This is a genomic window from Aeromonas sp. s11, from assembly GCF_040907945.1.
Lineage (GTDB): Bacteria > Pseudomonadota > Gammaproteobacteria > Enterobacterales > Aeromonadaceae > Aeromonas > Aeromonas veronii.
Map to the genome: position 1 here is coordinate 285272 of NZ_JBFOCU010000062.1, position 19089 is coordinate 304360.

16 protein-coding genes are annotated in these 19089 nt (G+C 60.7%); 9 read left to right on the forward strand and 7 right to left on the reverse strand.

From position 1 onward, the window contains the following. Window positions 1-50: 50 nt before the first annotated feature. The gene (locus tag AB5Y84_RS19910; RefSeq protein WP_368177605.1) at window positions 51-1781 is read right to left on the reverse strand and encodes a formate--tetrahydrofolate ligase; all 1731 of its coding nucleotides are present in this window, start codon (window positions 1779-1781) and stop codon (window positions 51-53) included. A 67-nt stretch (window positions 1782-1848) separates the two neighbouring features. On the opposite strand from AB5Y84_RS19910, the gene AB5Y84_RS19915 reads away from it, so the two are divergent. Continuing rightward, window positions 1849-2277 carry a hypothetical protein gene (locus AB5Y84_RS19915; protein WP_136501294.1) on the forward strand — a complete coding sequence of 143 codons (429 nt, stop codon included), beginning with the start codon at window positions 1849-1851 and terminating at the stop codon, window positions 2275-2277. Between the two features lie 42 nt (window positions 2278-2319). Here AB5Y84_RS19915 and AB5Y84_RS19920 read toward each other — a convergent pair whose 3' ends face one another. Next, window positions 2320-3222 carry a LysR family transcriptional regulator gene (locus AB5Y84_RS19920; RefSeq protein ID WP_136501293.1) on the reverse strand — a complete coding sequence of 301 codons (903 nt, stop codon included), beginning with the start codon at window positions 3220-3222 and terminating at the stop codon, window positions 2320-2322. A gap of 109 nt (window positions 3223-3331) precedes the next feature. Here AB5Y84_RS19920 and AB5Y84_RS19925 point away from each other — a divergent pair, with 109 nt between their 5' ends. The 4 genes from AB5Y84_RS19925 (at window position 3332) to AB5Y84_RS19940 (ending at window position 6321) form a co-directional block, all read left to right on the forward strand. Continuing rightward, entirely contained in the window at window positions 3332-3892 is a 561-nt protein-coding gene (locus AB5Y84_RS19925) for a YceI family protein (protein WP_005334411.1), read from the forward strand. Beyond that, window positions 3892-4629 carry a hypothetical protein gene (locus tag AB5Y84_RS19930; RefSeq protein WP_368177606.1) on the forward strand — a complete coding sequence of 246 codons (738 nt, stop codon included), beginning with the start codon at window positions 3892-3894 and terminating at the stop codon, window positions 4627-4629. Before AB5Y84_RS19925 ends, AB5Y84_RS19930 begins: the two co-directional genes overlap by 1 nt. A gap of 182 nt (window positions 4630-4811) precedes the next feature. Beyond that, a complete protein-coding gene (locus AB5Y84_RS19935) occupies window positions 4812-5936 on the forward strand; it encodes an adenosylhomocysteinase (RefSeq protein ID WP_257725631.1) in 1125 nt (374 codons plus the stop codon). 76 nt (window positions 5937-6012) lie between these two features. Then, complete coding sequence (locus AB5Y84_RS19940; protein WP_043821170.1) at window positions 6013-6321, forward strand: SelT/SelW/SelH family protein; 309 nt, start codon at window positions 6013-6015, stop codon at window positions 6319-6321. Between the two features lie 114 nt (window positions 6322-6435). Here AB5Y84_RS19940 and AB5Y84_RS19945 read toward each other — a convergent pair whose 3' ends face one another. Together AB5Y84_RS19945 and pepT are read right to left on the reverse strand one after the other, a co-directional pair. After that, entirely contained in the window at window positions 6436-8145 is a 1710-nt protein-coding gene (locus AB5Y84_RS19945) for a lysophospholipid acyltransferase family protein (protein WP_257725630.1), read from the reverse strand. 212 nt (window positions 8146-8357) lie between these two features. After that, window positions 8358-9581 carry a peptidase T gene (pepT, locus tag AB5Y84_RS19950; RefSeq protein WP_257725629.1) on the reverse strand — a complete coding sequence of 408 codons (1224 nt, stop codon included), beginning with the start codon at window positions 9579-9581 and terminating at the stop codon, window positions 8358-8360. A 1008-nt stretch (window positions 9582-10589) separates the two neighbouring features. On the opposite strand from pepT, the gene speA reads away from it, so the two are divergent. Together speA and AB5Y84_RS19960 are read left to right on the forward strand one after the other, a co-directional pair. Then, window positions 10590-12491, forward strand: coding sequence for a biosynthetic arginine decarboxylase (speA, locus tag AB5Y84_RS19955; RefSeq protein ID WP_005344160.1), 1902 nt, complete (start codon window positions 10590-10592; stop codon window positions 12489-12491). Between the two features lie 284 nt (window positions 12492-12775). Next, on the forward strand, window positions 12776-12964 hold the full coding sequence (locus AB5Y84_RS19960; protein WP_005334402.1) for a hypothetical protein: 189 nt from the start codon (window positions 12776-12778) through the stop codon (window positions 12962-12964). A 74-nt stretch (window positions 12965-13038) separates the two neighbouring features. Here AB5Y84_RS19960 and AB5Y84_RS19965 read toward each other — a convergent pair whose 3' ends face one another. From AB5Y84_RS19965 to AB5Y84_RS19975, 3 genes are all read right to left on the reverse strand, one after another. After that, window positions 13039-13332 (reverse strand): hypothetical protein, encoded by a 294-nt coding sequence (locus AB5Y84_RS19965; protein ID WP_088869480.1) that lies wholly within the window; start codon window positions 13330-13332, stop codon window positions 13039-13041. A gap of 268 nt (window positions 13333-13600) precedes the next feature. Then, window positions 13601-15607, reverse strand: a complete 2007-nt coding sequence (locus AB5Y84_RS19970; RefSeq protein WP_368177607.1) for a methyl-accepting chemotaxis protein — start codon at window positions 15605-15607, stop codon at window positions 13601-13603. Between the two features lie 193 nt (window positions 15608-15800). Continuing rightward, entirely contained in the window at window positions 15801-17096 is a 1296-nt protein-coding gene (locus tag AB5Y84_RS19975; protein ID WP_368177608.1) for a hypothetical protein, read from the reverse strand. Between the two features lie 251 nt (window positions 17097-17347). Between AB5Y84_RS19975 and AB5Y84_RS19980 the strand changes: the two genes are divergently transcribed. Both AB5Y84_RS19980 and AB5Y84_RS19985 read left to right on the forward strand, forming a co-directional pair. Beyond that, complete coding sequence (locus tag AB5Y84_RS19980) at window positions 17348-17731, forward strand: Rid family detoxifying hydrolase (RefSeq protein ID WP_368177609.1); 384 nt, start codon at window positions 17348-17350, stop codon at window positions 17729-17731. Window positions 17732-17753: 22 nt separating this feature from the next. Further along, the gene (locus tag AB5Y84_RS19985) at window positions 17754-19043 is read left to right on the forward strand and encodes a serine dehydratase subunit alpha family protein (protein WP_368177610.1); all 1290 of its coding nucleotides are present in this window, start codon (window positions 17754-17756) and stop codon (window positions 19041-19043) included. The last annotated feature ends 46 nt before the right edge of the window (window positions 19044-19089 follow it).

The window sequence follows — 19089 nt, forward strand, 5'->3', positions numbered from 1 at the left end:
AAGGCCCCGCAATTGGCGGGGCCTTGTTGTTTCTGGCGTTGTGGAAGGGCTCAGCTCAGGCCGACTATCTCGCCGTTCTCATCGATATCGATATGGCGATAGGCAGGCAAACTGCCCAGCCCCGGCATGGTCATGATGGGGCCCGCCAGCGCATAGACGAAGCCTGCACCGGCGCAGAGCTTCACCTCGTGGATGGGCACCTCGAAATCGGTCGGCACCCCTTTGAGGGCCGGGTCGTGGCTGATGGAGAGCGGCGTCTTGGCCACGCAGATGGGCAAGTGATCCCACCCTTCGGCGGAGAGCTGGGCCAGCTGCTGGCGCGCTCTGTCGGAGAGCTGCACTCCGCGGCCGCCGTAGCCGCACTCCACCAGGGTCGCCAGCTTGGCGTCGAGGCTCGCCTCGTCGGGGTAGAGCAGTTTCACCTTGCTAGGTTGCTCGCAGGCGGCGACCACGGCGCGGGCCAGCTCGCTGGCACCGGCACCACCCAGGGTGAAGGCGTTGGAGATGGCTGCGCCACAGGCACCGGCTTGCTGCGCTTCATGGGCCAGCAGCGCCAGTTCGGCCTCGCTGTCGGTGGGGAAGCGGTTGATGGCGACCACCACCGGCACCCCGTAGCGGCGGGCGTTCCGGATATGCCAGGCGAGGTTGTCGCAGCCCTGCTTGAGGGTCGGCAGATCTTCCCCCTGCAGGCTGGCTGGTAGCGGTTGGCCCGGGCGGATATCCAGCAGACCGCTGTTGGCCTTGAGGCCGCGCACCGTGGCCACCAGTACCACGCAGGCAGGGGTAATGCCGGATTGGCGGCTCTTGATGTTGAAGAACTTCTCCAGCCCCATGTCGGAGCCAAAACCTGCCTCGGTCACCACATAGTCGGTCAGACCAAGAGCGATGCGATCGGCGATCACCGAGGAGTTGCCGTGGGCGATATTGGCAAAGGGGCCGGCGTGCACCAGCACCGGCGTCTGCTCGGTGGTCTGCATCAGGGTCGGTTGCAGCGCATCTTTCAGCAGCACCGTCATAGCGCCTGCTACTTCCAACTGTTCGGCGGTAATGGGCTTGCCGTGAATATCGCGGGCCAGCTGGATGCGGCCGATGCGCTGGCGCAGGTCTTTCAGATCGCTTGCCAGCGCCAGAATGGCCATCAGCTCGGAGGCGGCGGTGATGACGAAGCGATCGCTGCGCTCCACACCATCGGCTGCGCCCCCCTGTCCAATCGTGAGGTGGCGCAGGGCGCGGTCATTCATGTCGAGGGTGCGTGGCCAGAGGATGTTGTCAGCATCGATATCGAGCCGCGGCAGGCCGGTTTTGGCGGTGAACTCTGCACCCAGTTTCTGTTCGTGGAACAGGCGGGCATCGAGGGCTGCAGCCGCCAGATTGTGGGCTGCAGTCAGGGCGTGAAAATCGCCGGTGAGGTGGAGGTTCATCTCCTCCATCGGCACCACCTGGGCGTGGCCGCCACCAGCGGCCCCTCCCTTGACCCCGAATACCGGCCCGAGGCTCGGCTGGCGGATAGTGGCGATGCTGGGCTGGCCGATATGGTTGAGCCCCATGGAGAGGCCAAGGGTGGTCACCGTTTTCCCTTCACCGAGCGGGGTCGGGGTGATAGCGCTCACCAGTACCAGCTTGCCGCTCTGTGTGGGCTGAGACGTGAGCAGGTCGAGGCTGAGCTTGCCTTTGTAGTGGCCATGGGGGCTGAGCAGGTGCTGGGGGATGGCGAGGCGTTCGGCCAGCGCGTGGATTGAGAGACGGGGGGACTGGCGGGAGATCTCGATATCGCTTAGCATCAGCACCTCGTTGGCATATCGGGGTAAAATATGCGGCGCAGTCTAGTGGAATATAGCGGGTAATCCAATGACGAAAACGATTTTATTTGGTGGTGGTGAGGTTCGTCAGAATCCTGTTCTGCTGGATCTCAACGCACTCTATCATCCCCCCAAGCAGCCGATGACGGCGCTGGGGATTGTCAGCGCGCTGGTGCCGTTGTTCGGTTTCGGCTGGCAGGCAATGACCCAGGACCCCGAAACCCAGCTGCGCCACGAGATCCGCAAACGGGTCAACAAGCACAAGACCGACGAGGCAAACCTCATTTTGATCCTGCAGCTGGCCGCCATGTTTGACTGCCCCGAGATTGAAGTGGCGCTCCCCTATGCCCTGAGTGAGCAGCAGTTGTCGGTTGTCCGCACCCGGCTGCCACGCTGGCAGTTAAGCCTCGAGCAGGAGCGTCTGCTAGCCAAACTCACCCCTGTTGCCGCATCCACCACCGCACCCGACCAGCATTAGGTTTCAAGCCGGACTAGCAGGCCGTACCCTCTGCTCTGGCAATCAGGTCGGCGCATCCCACTGTTGCGGGGCGAGATAGCGCTCCTGCACGAACTCGATAAAGCAGCGCACCTTGGCCGAGACGAAGCGGCGGTGCGGATAGACCGCATAAAGTCCCACCTCTCCCTTGCCCCACTCTGGCAGCAGGCTGACCAGCTGTCCTGACCGCAGGGCCTCCCCCACGATAAAGGTGGGCTGCAATATGATGCCCTGATCATCACAAGCGGCGCGGGTCAGCGCCACCCCGTTGTTGGCCCGCAGCGGCCCCTGTGGCCGGATGCTCTGCTGCTCGCTTCCCCGTTTGAAGTGCCACTCCTGCTGGGTCAGGGTGTAGATCAGACAGTCGTGCTGCTTGAGATCCTCGGGCTTTTCCGGTCTGCCCTTACGTGCCAGATAGGCGGGGCTGGCGCAGAGTTCGACCCGAATGGTGGCAAGTTGGCGCGCCACCAGCGAGGAGTCGCTGAGGTGGCCGATCCGCAGCGCCAGATCGAACCCCTCTTCCACCAGCGCTACCCGCCGGTCGCTGTACTCGATATCGAGCTTGAGATCGGGAAAGCGCTGGCGAAACAGCGGCAGGGCGGGGGAGAGGTGCAGATAGCCAAAATCCATCGGCACCGAGAGCTTGAGGGTGCCGTTCGGCTGCTGGTTGTGGTGGGTCAGCTGGCTGTGAGTCTCTTCCAGCTCAGCCAGCAGGGCGAGGGAGCGCTGATAGTAGAACTGCCCCGCTTCGGTGGGATTGACCTGGCGGGTGGTGCGCGAGAGCAGCCGGGTGGCGAGGGACTCCTCCAGCTGTTGCATTAGTTTGGAGGCCATGGCGACCGAGATGCCGAGCTGGTTGGCGGCCTTGGTAAAGCTCTGGCACTCCACCACCTTGATAAAGGTACGCATGGCGGCGATCTGGTCCATTTTCCATCCTCAGTAAATAATTAATTTAATAAATCACTGATTATTCATCTTCAGAACGAGGTTAGCATTTTAACCACTGATGTGAACCCCAAGATGAAGGAACGAACGGATGAAAATGACCAAGGCTCTGCTGGCCTCCTGCCTGTTTATGGCTACCCCTCTGATGGCGGCGGATTACGATGTGGATGCGGCGCATACCACAGTGCAGTTCAAGGTGGGTCACCTGGGCTTCTCCGAGCTGGTGGGTCGCTTCAACACCTTCAGCGGCACCTTCAGCATGGATGACGCCAACCCGGCGGCCGCCAAGGCGAGCTTCGAAGTGGATGCCGCCAGCGTCGACTCCAATCACGAAGCCCGCGACAAGCACCTGCGCAGCCCTGATTTCCTCGACGTGAAACAATATCCCAAGATGACCTTCGTCAGCTCCGCTTACGAGGGCACCAAGGATAAAGGCGTGCTGAAAGGGACCCTGACTCTGCACGGCGTCTCCAAGGAAGTGGCCTTCGATCTGGTCAAGATCGGTGAGGGCAAGGATCCCTGGGGCGGCTACCGCAGCGGCTTCAACGCCTCCACCACCATCAAGCGCAGTGACTTTGGCGTGAGCTACATGCTGCCCGGCATCCCGGACGAGATGAACATCAACCTGTTTGTCGAAGGCGTGCGCAAGTAATGGGCGCGGAACTTCTGCTGCAAACCCTGGCGGCTCCTCTGGGAGCCGCTTTGCTATCGTGGCGCTGGCAGCGACTGGGGTATCTGTGGGGCGCGCTGGCGCTCTGGTTGGTGGGATCCTGGCTCGGCGGCCTCTATGGCATGCCGGAAAAGGCGTGGCAGTGGTTGCCGCTGACCCTGCTGGTCCCCGCCATTGCGGCTCAGGTGAACGATCTGCGCGGCTCGCTGCTGCTCTTTGCTGTGTTCAGTGCGCTGGTGTGGTGGCAGGGATTGGCTTCGGTATTGGCGAGCGAATCCCGGATCTGGCTGGCGCTGCTGCCCGCCATCGGCTGGTTTGGCTGGAGCACCTTGCGCTGTGATAGCCGCGAGGGGCTCGGGTTTGCCCTCGGCTTTATCTGGCTGGCGCTGGTGATCGGCATCGATGGTAGCCTGCTGATTGCCCAGCTGGCCGGTGCGCTGGCCGCTTTCGCCGGCTTTCGTGCCCTGCTCGCCACCTTTATTGGCATCAATGTAGCCCCAGCCGGTCTGGCGCTGGCCCTCGCCTTTGTCCAGATGCTCGCCTGGCAATATGTGGAGGTGCCGCTGGTGGTGTTGCTGCCGGTCTGGTTGCTGCCGCTGCTGGAGTGGGCGTTGCGTGACAAACCCTGGCCAGTGCGTTGGGGGGGGCTGATCTTGCTCGCCGCGGCAGGAACCGGGCTTAGCCTGTGGTGGGTGTGGCCTGCTGCATCTTTGTACTGATTTTTGCATGTAAAACAGGCAATTACAGTCATTTTTGCATACCCGCTCATACTCTTGACAGATAATGATTGAGCCACCTATGTGTTTCAGATAAAAAGGTTTTTCATTTTATTTGGACACACACAGAACCCGGCCGCGCCGGGTTCTGTTTGCCTGCTTTGCGGCACATAAGGAGGCCACAGTTGCGCAGTCAAGGATCTGAGCATCTGTTTTTTCGCCATTTCACCGGACAGGGACGTATAGATGGTCTCTGCATTTTGCTGGTCACTCACCTGCTTCCCGATCGCCCCCGTTTTATCGAAGCGCTTTCCCGGATTGGGCGGATAGGCGCCATTTTACCCAAACCGAAATCGGTACACGGCCCGACCCTGGAGTGGGTATCCCAGCACTATCCGGTGCTGCACCTCAACCGGCGCTGGACCAATGATCCCGACAGCCTTATCCAGCAGATTGCACCGCTGGTGGCCCCCCACGAGCGGTTGCTGATCCTCGATATTGGCGGTTACTTTGCCAAAACCCAGGTGATCTTGAGTGAATACTTTGGCCCCCGTTTCCTCGGGGTGGTGGAGATGACCGAGAACGGCCACCAGCGCTATGAGCAGGAGGTGCTGGCGACCCCCGTGGTGTCGGTGGCACGCAGTCCCCTCAAGCAGGCCGAGGATATCCAGATTGGTTTGAGCGTGGTCTACTCCGCGGAGTCGTTGGCCCGCAACCTCAACCGTACCTTCAACGTCTGCGAAGCCGTGCTGTTTGGCTATGGCAAGGTGGGGCGCAGCATCGCCCGCGACCTGCGTTGTCGCAACCTCCATCTCGGGCTGGTGGAGACCGATGTGCTGCGACAGGTCGAAGCGCTCTCTCACGGTTTTCGCTTGATCACCAAGGCTGAAGCCTTGAGCCGCGCCGAGCTGGTGATCTGCTCTACCGGCAACGGCTCGCTGGATTTGGCGGATCTGCAGGCACTGCGCCCCGGCACCATGGTCGCTTCGGTCACCTCGGCCGACGACGAGTTTGCCTTCTCGCTGGCCCAGTTGCCGTGGCCAAGCGAAGAGGTGTGCCCCCATGTGCTGGCCCTCAACCGGCCGGATGGTACCCAGGTCTACCTGCTCAACCGGGGTGAGGCGGTCAACTTCGTCCATGGCGCCGTGATTGGTGAATATGTCTATCTGGTGCTGGCGGAGATCATGGAAGGGATCCGGATGCTGGCGGCAGGCCCTCTTGCTCCCGGCCTGTTCGAGCTGCCAGAATCGGCGATGCGTACCATTGCCCGCCATTGGCTGGCCGATTTTCATGGGGTTGATCAGCACTGATTTGACCAAACCGGGATCGGCCATTGGGCGGCGGTACGCCACTTCCCGCTATTGTCGCTTTTTTATGGAGTCACTCATGACCGAGTCTGAAACCCTGATCAGCAAACCCCGCATCGAAATCCGCTACTGCACCCTCTGTCGCTGGATGCTGCGCGCCGCCTGGCTGGCGCAGGAGCTGCTATCCACCTTCGACAGCGATCTGGGGGAGGTGGCGCTGGTGCCGGCCAGCAAGGGGGAGTTCCGCATTCTGGTGAGCGGGGTGCAGGTGTGGGATCGGGTGGTCGATGACGGCTTCCCCGAGGCCAAGGAGATCAAGCAGAGGGTGCGTGACGTCATCGCCCCTGAGCGGGATCTCGGCCACTCGGATCGCAAGGCGGCCGAGTAACGCCAGATGGGCCGAGCGCCTCGAAAAGGTGCTGAGCATGAGAGCGAAAGGAGAGGGAGGCGATGGCCTCTCTCTCCTTTTTTGCCTTTGGCTGTTTGCCTGGCGCCTGCAGGGTTATAAGCGCGGCTCGGCTAGATGACTGCCGATATAGCGGGCCCGCTTGTGGGACTTGATGCGGCTCACATCGACCCACACCAGCCCGTCGATGCAGTGGTTGAAGTCGGGGTCGATGCCAAAATCCATAAACTGCACCCCGCCCGGCTCGCACAGCTCGGAATACTGCTTGTAGAGGGTAGGGATGGCGCAGCCCAGATTGTCGAGACGGGCCTTGAGTGCTTTGAGATCGGCGCCGTAATCCAACCCCTCGAACAGAGGTTGCGTCTCGGGGTAGGGACGGCGGGAGGGGGCCAGCGCCAGCTCGGGGGCAAAGTGCTGGCGGTAGAAGCTCACCAGCAGATCCTTGGCCGCCGGCGGCAGGCTGCCGGAGAGCGACACCGGGCCAAACAGGTAGCGGTAGCGGGGATAGCGGGCCAGATAGGCACCGATGCCGAACCAGAGATAATCGAGCCCCCGCTTGCCCCAGTAGGCGGGCTGGATAAAGCTGCGGCCAAGCTCGATGGCCTGCTCCAGCCGGGGCAGCAGCTTATCCTCAAAGCCGAACAGGGTGTGGCTGTAGAGGCCATCCTTCCCCTTGCTGGCCAGCAGCTCGGCCACCGGGGCGAACCGGTAGGCACCGATAATATCGAGCCGGGCCGGATCCCAGAGGATCAGGTGGTGATAGTCGTTGTCAAAGCCATCGAGATCCCGCCGCTTGCCGGAGCCTTCCCCCACCGCGCGAAAGGCGATCTCCCGCAGTCGCCCCAGCTCGCGCAGGATCACCGAGTGGCTCAGTTCGTGGCGGCGGTAGAGGTAGATCCCCTGACCATCCGGGGTGGTGCCGAGCTGTTCGCAGCTTTCGATGGCCTGTTTGAGCTGGCGGCGATCCTCCGGCAGGGCGATGGGAGCCTCGGTCTGCAGGCGCCCTGCCTTGCCACGGCCAATCCGGTAGAGGTGGTTGCGCACCAGCCGCGCCGCCGTCTTGGCGGGCAGCTCCTGAAAACTGCCGAGCGGAATGCGCGCCCCTATGGTCACCGGCAGGGTTTGCCCCTGCTGGCGAAACAGCTGACGCACCAGCAACAGGGCGGAGGCGGGCTTGTTGAGCCAGGAGGCGAGATAGAACCAGAGGCTGTTGCGCCCCCCCAGATGGATGGGCACCAGCGGGGTGCGGGTGCGCTGGGCCAGTTTGATAAAGCCTGCCTGCCAGGGGCCATCTTTTACCCCCTTGAGGCCAAGCCGCGAGACTTCACCTGCGGGGAAGATCACCAGCGCACCTTCATGGGCGAGGTGTTCGTTCATGGCGAGGATGGCCTGTCGATCGGTCTTGCCCTCCATGTTGTCCACCGGCAATAGCAAAGGGCGCAGCGGCGCGAGTTGTGCCAGCAGCTGGTTGGCGACGATCTTCACATCGGGGCGGATGCGACCGAGCAGTTGCAGCAGCGCCAGTCCATCCAGCGAGCCGATGGGGTGGTTGGCAACAAGAATGACCCGGCCGCTGGCGGGAATATGCTCCAGCTGCGCCTCGCTGACCCGATAGTCGAAATCGAGCTGGGTCAGCGCCTGCTCGACAAAGTCGAGGCCGCGCAGGTGCGGGTAGCGGGCGGCAAAGTCGGCAAAGACACGTTCGTTGAGCAGCCAGCCCAACAGCCGCTTTAACAGCGGGGTGAGCAGGGGGTAGCCAAGCAGGCGGGGGAAGTGCTGGGTCAGCAGGGTATCGATAGTGAACATCTGGGGGGCTCCGACGATCCGTTGCTCCCAGCATGATGTGACACTGTTCCCGCGACATGTCAGCGGGATGACAGTTTGATGGCAGCGGCAGCCAGTTGCTCCTGAGTGACCCTCCCCGGTTTCCCTTTCCTGATGGGTGATGGCCAGATAGCAAGGGGGGGGCCGGTTGACCGGCTCCCCCCTTGGTTGTCGCGGTAAAGATAGCGACCCGATTAACCGCGCCAGGCTGTGGTGAGGCGCACCAGCTCCACCAGAGTGGCGACCGATTTCTCCATCGATTGCAGCGGGATGAACTCGTGCTTGCCGTGGAAGTTGTGGCCACCGGTGAAGAGGTTGGGGCAGGGCAGACCCATAAAGGAGAGGCGGGCGCCATCGGTACCGCCGCGAATGGGCTTGATTTTCGGCACCACGTCGGCGGCCTCCATGGCGGCCTTGGCCAGCTCGACGATATGCATGTGCGGCTCGATCTGGCTGCGCATGTTGCGATAGCTGTCGGTCAGGGTCAGCTCGATGCGGGCCTTGGGATACTCGGCCTGCAGGGCGGCCACCCGGCTTTGCATCTCGGCCTTGCGTGCGGCGAAGTGCTCGTCGTCGAAGTCACGGATGATGTAGTGCAGGGTGCTCTCCTCCACGGTGCCGCTCATCTGGGCCAGATGGAAGAAGCCCTCATACCCGTCGGTGCACTCCGGGGTCTGCTCGGCAGGCATGGCGGCGTGGAAGCGGGCGGCCAGGGTCTGGCTGTTGATCATGCTGCCCTTGGCGGTGCCGGGGTGGACGTTATTGCCGATAAAACGCACCGTGGCGCTGGCGGCGTTGAAGTTTTCATACTCCAGCTCGCCCAGTTCGCCGCCATCCACGGTATAGGCCCATTTGGCCGGGAATCTCTCCAGCGGGAACAGGTTGGCGCCACGGCCGATCTCTTCATCCGGGGTAAAGCCGACCCAGATATCGCCACGTGGGATCTCGGGGTGGGCCTGCAGGTGGTCGATGGTGGTGAGGATCTCGGCGATACCCGCCTTGTCGTCGGCGCCAAGCAAGGTGGTGCCGTCGGTGGTGATGAGGTCCTGACCCAGATAGTTTTTCAGGAAGCGGTAGTCACGGATGGCGAGCACCTCGTCACCCTTGCCAAGGCAGATGTCGCCGCCCTGATAGTTTTCGATGATTTGCGGTACTACGTGCTCCGCCTCGTAGTCGGCGGTATCCATGTGGGCAATCAGGCCGATGGCGGGGGCGTCCGGCTGGTTGCCCGGCAGGCAGCCGGTGAGGTAGCCGTGCTCATCCAGAGTGACCCGGGTCAGCCCCAGCGCCTTCATCTCTTCTTGCAGGGCGTGGGCAAAGATCAGTTGGCCTTCGCTGCTGGGGCAGGCTGGATTGGTCTCATCGGAGCGGGTATGAAAAGTTACGTAACGCAGAAAACGCTCAAGCAGGGTATCCATTAGTCAGCCTCTAACCGATTGTGAGCGGTCATTGTGGCCAATCCGTGCGGGGCACTCATTGCGTCAGCGCAGGTTTTTCCCATTTTTTGACGCAAGGGGAGAGCGGCGAATGTGCGGCACGCGGGGCAACTTCGGCGAGGGGAGGCGCATAAATTTTGCATTTATTGCGATATTTAGGCGCTGGCGGCCAAATTCCCCTCAGCGACCGCACAGCAAGGCGTCAGCCCAATCATGGCGTTTTCACACACTTTTCAAGGGGAAACCGGGCTGTCGCATAACCTGCGCCATCCCAGAGCCCGCCTGCCCGCCAGCAAGATTTGATCGACTTATTAAAAGGGGATTTTGAACACTATTTTTTATTGTCACTGCCCGCGGTAAGTGTGTACACTCCGCGCCGATCCAAGGGCAACCCTGAAGCAGGCAGAGCCGCCAGAAACCCGACCGATCATACGCCTATAGGGCGAGGCACGCAGAAACGACAGACACTGCTGGGGAATGGTTTCTTTAATACCGGTTAGGCTCCGGTATCAGGGAGAACAACAGACTCTCATCCTTCATTTGACCGAGTGGGCCACCGGCTCATCATCTTCCCTTGTCATGGGCGGTCACTGACGGTGAGGTGGGCTGTGGTTGTTGTCGTCTATCAACACGCATGCGTGCTGGCGCCTTCGCTTCTCTTCCTTGGAACCCTCTCCTTCTGTCGGGATCGCTGCCGAATGATGAACTGACGGCGTGGCTGATGTCGTCTGTCATCAAAGTACCGCGGCGCCACGGCATAGTGGCACCGCATACCGTTGAGCTTGATGTAAAGCCACCAGCCCCACATCAAGACTCGTTACTTCCCCAAGATCCACCAGGCAGCCTCTGGCTTGCCGCGATGTGCAAAGGGTTGGTTTGGGTGGCTGCGTCTCGTGATGGCAGCGCTCGCCGTACTCTGCACTAGATGGTCTGGATGTGATTGAGGGTAACGAAGGCGACTTTGGGTCGCTCATTTGCGAGGCATAGCCCATGACTAACTGGTCCAGCAAGGACTCCTTGAAGGTCTACAACGTTCCCTACTGGGGTGCGGGTTTTTTCAATATCAATGACGCCGGTCATGTGACCGTCGCCCCCGACAAATCACGCCCTGACGCGCATATCGTGCTCTCTGACGCCATCGAACAGTTGCGTCAGTCCGGACTGACCACCCCCGTGTTGCTGCGCTTCCCCGACATCCTCAAGAGTCGGGTCGATGCGCTGTTCAACGCCTTTGGTCAGGCCATCGAGAAGTCAGGCTATGAAGGGGACTACCTCTGCGTTTACCCGATCAAGGTAAACCAGCAGCGTCGTGTCATCGAGACCATCAGCCAGTCCTACAGCGACAAGCCCCGGCTTGGCCTGGAAGCTGGTTCCAAACCGGAACTGCTGGCCGTGCTGTCCCATCACCATGAGCAAGGCTCGGTGATCGTCTGCAACGGTTACAAAGACCGCGAATATATCCGCCACGCCCTCTTGGGCAATCTGATGGGCCACAAGGTCTACATCGTGGTGGAGAAGCCCTCCGAACTGGAAATGGTGCTGGACGAGTCAGCTCGTCTCAATATCAAGCCCAACATTGGGGTGCGTGCCAAGCTCGCTTCCACCGGCTCCGGCATGTGGGAATCGAGCGGCGGCTCCATGTCCAAATTTGGTCTCTCCGCCTCCCAGATCCTGGCGCTGATCGAACGTCTGCGCGGGCTGGGCAAGCTGGATTGCCTGCAGTTGCTGCACTTCCATCTGGGCTCCCAGATCGCCAATATCCGCGACATTCAGGGCGGCATCCGCGAGTGCGGCCGTTTCTATGCTGAACTGCGTCGCCTCGGTGCCAACATCGAAGTCGTTGACGTCGGTGGCGGCCTGGGCGTGGATTACGAGGGAACCCGTTCCCAGAGCCACTGCTCCGCCAACTACAGCCTCTCCGAGTACGCCAACAACGTGGTATGGGGCATCGGCGATGTCTGCCGCGAGTTCGATCTGCCGCACCCGACCATCATCAGCGAGTCTGGCCGTGCCCTGACCGCTCACCACGCCGTGCTGGTTACAAATATCATTGGTGCCGAAGGGGTGGAGATGAACGACATCAGCGCGCCGGACGAAGATGCACCTACCATTCTGCAGAACATGTGGAAAGGCTGGCTGGATCTGCGCAGCGAAGATCCCTCCCTGCTGGAGATCTTCCATGACTCGGTGGCAGATTTGGGTGACGTGAATACCCAGTACACCATGGGCCTCTTGAACCTTGAACAGCGTGCCTGGGCCGAGATGCTGCACCAGAACACCTGTCTGGCGCTCAAAGAGATGCTCAACCCGGTCAACCGCAACCACCGTGCGCTGGCTGACGAACTGAGTGAAAAGCTGGCGGACAAGTGCTTTGCCAACTTCTCCCTGTTCCAGTCTCTGCCGGATGCCTGGGGTATCGGTCAGGTATTCCCGGTGATGCCGCTGGCTGGTCTCGATCGTCCGCTTAGCCGTCGCGGTATCCTGATGGATATCACCTGTGACTCCGACGGTCAGGTCGAGCACTATGTCGACGGTCTGGGGGTCGAGAGCACCCTGCCAATGCCGGTCTACGGCGAGAACGAAGAGTGCCACGTCGGCTTCTTCCTGGTCGGTGCCTATCAGGAGATCCTCGGCGATCTGCACAACCTGTTCGGTGACACCCACTGCGCGGAAGTGTGGCTGGACGAAGAGGGCAAGATGGACATTCGCAACGTGGTGCGTGGCGACACCGTCGACCAGCTGCTGCGTTACGTCAACATCGACCCGTCCGTGATCCGCGAGAACTACCAGCGGATCGCCGCTCACCCGGCGCTGGACGATGCCACTCGCAAAGCCCTGCTCGACGAGCTGGAGCTGGGCCTGCAAGGCTACGCCTATCTGGAAGACGAATAAGCCTCTTGCTTGTTTACCCCGTCGGTGGAAATAACATGACGGGAATGAAAAAACGGCGCCTGCGGGCGCCGTTTTTGTTACCGGGGGCCATCCGGCGATATGACAGGGCACTCGGCCCGTCTTCATTCGGATAATCTATGGTGGCTCGGGGCATCCGCAGGCCACAGATCTGGCTGATATCTGTCCCTTTCAGCCGCTTCCCTTGATCTGCATCAAGCGTGAACCTCGGTGGTTATTTTACGGTCAGGAGTGATGTTGATGGGATGCAACAAAAGGATGTGCATATGGAACTGAAAAGGGACCCGAGATGCTATACCGACGTCTGTATCGACGGTAAGTGGTATCACTACGACCACTGCAGCACCAACGTCTACATGCTGATGGGGGGCGCTGCGCCGAGCCTTCAGCTAGCCTATGAGCCGAGCAGCGAAGAGGAGCTGATCGAGATGCTCCAGCAGCTGGGACGCTTCTGACTTACCGAATTGATGTCTTGCCATATGGCCATCGGGCGCGTTGCCACGATGGCCACCACTCTTTACCGCTGCACCTAATCTCGGCGGGTTTTATTGCCAAATAACCCCTTGCCAATCTCCAGCATGGCGACGGCCGCGGCGTAGCTGCTATCGGACTTGCCTATCTCATCCGCCACATAGAGAAAATTGGATTGGTACTTCTCGACGGCCTCTCGCGGGCTGGTTGCGTCAATAAAGTCCTCCTCCACCTCGAATCCTTGGGTCAGCAGTGCCGCCTTTTCACTCAGAAAAGTCGGAGATGCCATGTCGATAAAGGTGTATTGCTGCCGATTGGACGCCGGAATGGTAAAAAACTGGTATCTGGCCATGGGTAAATCCTCGCTTGAAGCGGGTGATAGATGACGTGACGCTGGTTTTAATCTGTGGCTCGCAGGTGGCTTGGTTTCCCTCGACATCATCGAGAGTGCGTGTCGGGAACGCCGCACTTTGTTTTCGTTCGAGACTACTTTGTTGGCATCTGCCCGGCAAGTGGGTCGCAGAGATTTTCTGGATGATCCGAGCAACCGAGATGTTGTGGGCAGGGGCGAGACCGGGATAATGCCGGGCTCACGTTGAGCCCGGCTTGTCAGCGCTCTGTTACAGCACGAAGCTCTGTACCATGGTGCGCAGCTGTTCGGTGAGCTGGTGGATCTGGCGGGCGGCATCGCGGGCGGCGTTGGCCACTTGCAGCGCCTCGTCACTGCCATCGGAGATGTGCACCACGTTGCGTTCGATCTCGTTGACCACTGCGCCCTGCTGCTCGATGGCGCTGGCGATGATGGCGTTGGTATCGACCATTCGATCCACCTTCTCGGTGATGGCGCCAAAAGCCTGCTTTGCCTCCTGCGCCAGCCCGACCCCCTCCTGCGCTTCATGGCTGGCCGCCGACATGGCGGTGACCGAGGCGCGGGCACCGGATTGCAGCTGTTCAATCATCTGCTGGATCTCGACGGTGGCCCCCTGGGTGCGGTTGGCAAGAGACCGCACCTCGTCGGCCACCACCGCAAAGCCGCGACCCTGCTCACCGGCCCGGGCCGCTTCGATGGCAGCGTTGAGGGCCAGCAGGTTGGTCTGTTCAGCGATGCCACGGATCACGCTGATGACGCCGCCAATCTGACTGCACTGCTGCTCCAGTTGGCCGATGGTGTCGGCGGTGCGCAGCACCTCGCGGTTGATATGGTCGATCGCCTTGATGGTGCGCTCCACCACATCCTCGCCCTGACCGACCACGTTCTGCGCCTCCTGGGTCATGCGGGCGGCTTGCAGGGCGTTGCCCGCCATGTCTTGTGAGGTGGCGGCCAGCTCCTTGATGGCGGTGGCGACCTGATGGGTCTCCCCTTGCTGATCGGCAATGACCTCCTGCGAGCGGCAGGTGCGCGCTTCGATCTCGGTGGCGCTCTCCACTACTGTGACGCCATTTTCCCGCACTCGCAGCATCAGGGTACGCAGGGTCTCCAGGGTCACGTTGTAATCCCGGCTGATGGCGGCCAGCTCGTCCTGACCGACGATCTCGATATGCTGGCTGAGATCCTGGGCGTTGACCCGGGCGGCAATATCACGCACCCGCCCTACGGTGTCGCGCAGGGAGAGATAGGCACCGATCATCAGGTAGAGGTAGAGCAGCAAGCTGACGGTCAGCGGCGCGGTGACCCACCAGAAGTGGCGTTGGTTGGCGGCCAGCCGCTGATGCAGGTCGGCCTCCAGCCGCTGGCGTACCTGGCCTGCCAGCGCGGTGATGGCCTCGTCCATTTTATCCCCCAGCGCTTGCACCTCCTTGGTGGAGAGTTGCACCAGCTGATCTTTCATCATCTTGTTTTCCATGGTCTCGACCCCCTGACGCACCAGCTGTATCAGAGCATCGGTCTGCTGACCTAGCTCGGCGCGGTAGGCGGGTTCGATCTGGTAGAGCAGGGTCAGATCGGCCTCCAACTCCTGCAGAGTGGCGCTGATCAGGTCAAGACGAAAACGCAGGCCGCTATAGCCCTCGGCCTGAAACAGGCCGAAATCGGCGATGGTGGCGGCGCGATCCCGCACCTGAGCCAGCAGGTCGCGCAGTTGCGGCAACCGCTCACTGGCGAGGATCACCATGTAGTAGGTACCGAGCGCCGGATCCTGGATCAGGCTGCTACTGGCGGTAATGTGCTTGTAGAGGTGGCGCACCTCGGTCAGCAGCTTGTCGTGGCGCAAGTTGCTCCGCTCCACTTCCAGCTTGCCCGCTTCACTCTGCAGGGCGGCCCAGCCCTGCTGGATCACCTCAAAGGAGGGGTTGTTCTGGCGGGTGTCGGCAAAGGCTTGCAGGCTCTGATCAACTGCTTGTGCGGCTGCCTTGACCTGATCATCACCGACCGGATCCACCTCATAGGCGTGACGGGTCACCAGATTGCGATGGGTGAGCAGGGCTTGCTCGATAGCGGGCACGGGGGCGAGATTGACCACTCCCGCCAGCTCGCGGTTGGCCTGCGCGTTGTCATCCTGCAGCCGCTCCAGCAGATTGGTCATGCTGTACGCCAGTGGCAGCAGCATCAGGCAGGACCAGAGCAGGAATTTGTATTTGAAGGAGAGCTGATTGCCCAGCCGGATGGCGGGGTTGAAAATCCATTTCATGTTAAGCCTCGATACCTGAGTGCGGGCGTGATTCGTGTTGCCTGAATAGTACTCCGAGCGGCCTCCCTTGGGTGATGGCCGGTTGCAAGTTGTGATCCCCTTGGCTTTTTACTTCCGGGCGGGGGCGCGGTCAGCCGAGCCAATAGAAAACGGGCCACCCGAAGGTGACCCGTGGTCGATAAGGGGAAACCGATCAGTTGAACGCCAGGAAGGGCGAGACGCAGAGCAGTAGGCCGGTGACGATGATGATGTAGAGGGAGGTGCCCTTGTACTTGTGCAGCGTCGGTACCTGATAGACCAGATAAGCCGGGATGAGGCAACCCACCATGCCGAAGATGGGGCTGCAGATGGAGGTGAAGCTCAGCACCGGGGCGTTGAGCACGATGGCACCCCAGGAGAGCATGACGGTGAACACCATGATCCCTTTGCCCACCAATCCTTTGTTGATGCGGTTTTCCGGCAGCACCCGGCGCAGCAGGTTCATTGCCAGCCCCTGACAGGCTTCACGGAAACCGAGGTAAACGCCGAAGTAGGCGGTCATTACCGCAAAGATGTTGAGGGTGAGGCTCAGGAGCTTGAGGGTCTGGCCGGGCATCCCCTGGGCTACCATGGCCAGTGCGGAGATGTTCTCTTCAGAGGCTTTGACCGCCTGATCGTGACCCATGGCCAGAGTGAAGGAGACCGCGTAGAAGAACACCACCACGAACAGGATGCCGAAGGCGATATTCATGGCGCGCATCGCCTTGAAGCGGGCCACTTCCAGCGACTTTTCCCGCGAGCGGTAGGAGATCACCATGGGGCTCAGGCTCTGGATAAAGAGGATGGAGGTGAGGGTAAAGGGCAGCATGATGATGGCATCCTTCATCCAGTCACCGGCGGCGGGCATGGCGGTGATGTTGGCCGCATCCCACTTGTCCACCATCATCAGGCCGAGCACCGCCACCACGCTGATCTTGGTCAGCACCATAAAGGTGGAGATCTTGAACAGCAGGTTCTCGCCGCGCGAGGCCAGTGCCACCAGACCGCAGATCAGCACCAGACCGTAGAGCGGGTTTTCGGAGAGCAGGCCGTCGGTGACGCCGAAGCTCTGCAGGAAGGAGGCGCTGTCATTGGTGATGGCGGTGGAGTAGACGAAGACCCAGATCACCAGCATCACGAAGTAGAGCGCGCCGAGCAGCACACCCCAGTTCTTGCCGAGGTAGCCGGTGATGACGCTGGGGTAATCCTTGCACTCCGGCGAAGTGGCCAGGGTGTTGATAAAGAGGCGTTGGAACATGTACATGGCGGGGTAGCCGATCACCGCCGAGAGTAGAAAGACCCACAAGCCCATCAGACCCACCTGTACCGGCAGGAAGACGATCCCCGCGCCGATGGCCATGCCGATGCTCATGATGATCCAGCCCCAGTCGGTGCTGTCGAAGCGAACCGCTTCTTTCCATTCCAGCGTGCCTATCACGGGGCTGGCGAGTGTAGTGCTATGCGCGTCCATTAAAACCTTCTTTTTTGTAGGGATGTGGGAAAGCGGCGCAAATATAGTTGAATGAAACTGTCATAAACAATGCCCATAAGAGTACTTTTGTTCAAATCAGGATGATGATCACGGTTTATATTGAGGCCGAAAGGTGCCTTTAAACGCCATTTTTGTATCTTTTTGTTGAATGGATAAAATAAAAAGCAAATAATGTTGAACGGAATGAGATTCATGATTGCAAAAAAAATTGCACAAACAGGAGTGGCTATATGAAACGCATCATCACAGCAGCAGCGGCACCTGACGCTATCGGTCCCTACAGCCACGGCACTGCCTATGGCGAACTCATCTTTACCTCCGGTCAGTTGCCGGTCTGCAAGCAGCAGGGTGGTGTGGTGGAAGGGGGCATTGCCGCCCAGACCCGCCAGTCACTGGAAAACCTGAAATCCGTGCTGGAAGCCGCTGGCGGCTCGCTGGATACCGTGCTCAAAACCACCTGCTACCTCGCCGAGATCAGCGATTTTGCCGCGTTCAACGAGGTCTATAAAGCCTATTTCCAGAAAGATTGTCCGGCGCGCAGCTGCTTCGCAGTGAAGGATCTGCCGATGGGCGTCAAGGTTGAAGTGGAAGCGATCGCCCATATCGCTCGTTAATGCTGATAAAAAGGTTCAAGTGATGAAACAAGCGTGGCAGCAGTATCTGCAGATTATTCAACAGGTTGTCAAACCAGCGCTGGGTTGTACCGAGCCAATCGCCGCCGCCTATGCCGCAGCGGTCGCCACCCGGCAACTGGGCTGTGAGCCCGGTCGCCTCGAGGTTGCAGTGTCGGACAATCTCTATAAAAACTCGATGGGTGTCTATGTGCCGGGCACCGGCAAGATCGGTCTGGCCATTGCGGCCGCGGCCGGTGCCATCGGCGGTAACGCCGACGCCGGGCTGGAGGTGCTGGCCGCGATCCAGCCAGAACAGGTGGATCGTGCCCAGCAGCTGATTGATGCTGGCAAGGTGCAGGTGAGCCGCACCGCCGCCCCCGAGTTTATCTTCTGCCGCGTGACCGTTTATGGCAATGATGACAAGGGTGAAGAGCACAGCGCCGAAGTGACCCTCTGCGGCGGTCATACCCGCATCGTCGAGCAGCGCCGCGATAGCGAGGTGACCTTCACCGCCGATCAGAGTCAGGGCGGTGCCACCGGTTCCATTTGCGATGGGGTGGATATCAGCATCGCCGCCATCTACGAGTTCGCCACCCAGGTGGAGTTCGAGCAGATCAGGTTCATCCTCAAAGCTTCCGAGCTCAACGGCAAGCTCTCCGCCGAGGGGATGAACAACCCCTATGGCCTGGAGATTGGCCGCACCATGCAGCAGAACATCGATGCCGGTCTTATCGGCGAGGATGTGATGAACCGCATCGTGATGATGACGGCGGCTGCCTCCGATGCCCGCATGGGGGGCGCGACCCTGCCAGCCATGAGCAACTTTGGCAGCGGCAACCAGGGCATTGCCGCCACCATTCCGGTGATGGTGATTGCCGAGCGTTTTGCGGCCAGCGAAGAGCAGCTGGCTCGCGCCCTCATCATGAGCCATCTGGGCGCCATCTATATCAAGTCCCACTATCCGCCGCTGTCGGCCTTCTGTGGCAATACCGTGACCAGCGCGGCCGCCTCCATGGCCATGGTTTATTTGGCGGGCGGCAGCTTCGAGCAATCCTGCTTCGCCATCCAGAACGTACTGAGCGACAGTGCCGGTATGGTATGTGACGGGGCGAAAGCCTCCTGCGCCATGAAGGTGAGTACCTCCTCCGGCGCGGCGGTGCGCGGCTTCCTGATGGCCCTCAACAGCCACTCGGTGTCGGGGCAGGGGATCGTCGCAGGTGACGTGGATCAGACCATCCGCAACGTCGGCCAGATGGTGAAGGAGGGCATGTCTGCCACAGACAGCACCATTATTGATATCATGTCCGCCTGATGTCCCTGTCGGTTGCTGCCCGGTGTCCATTGTCCGGCAGCAACCC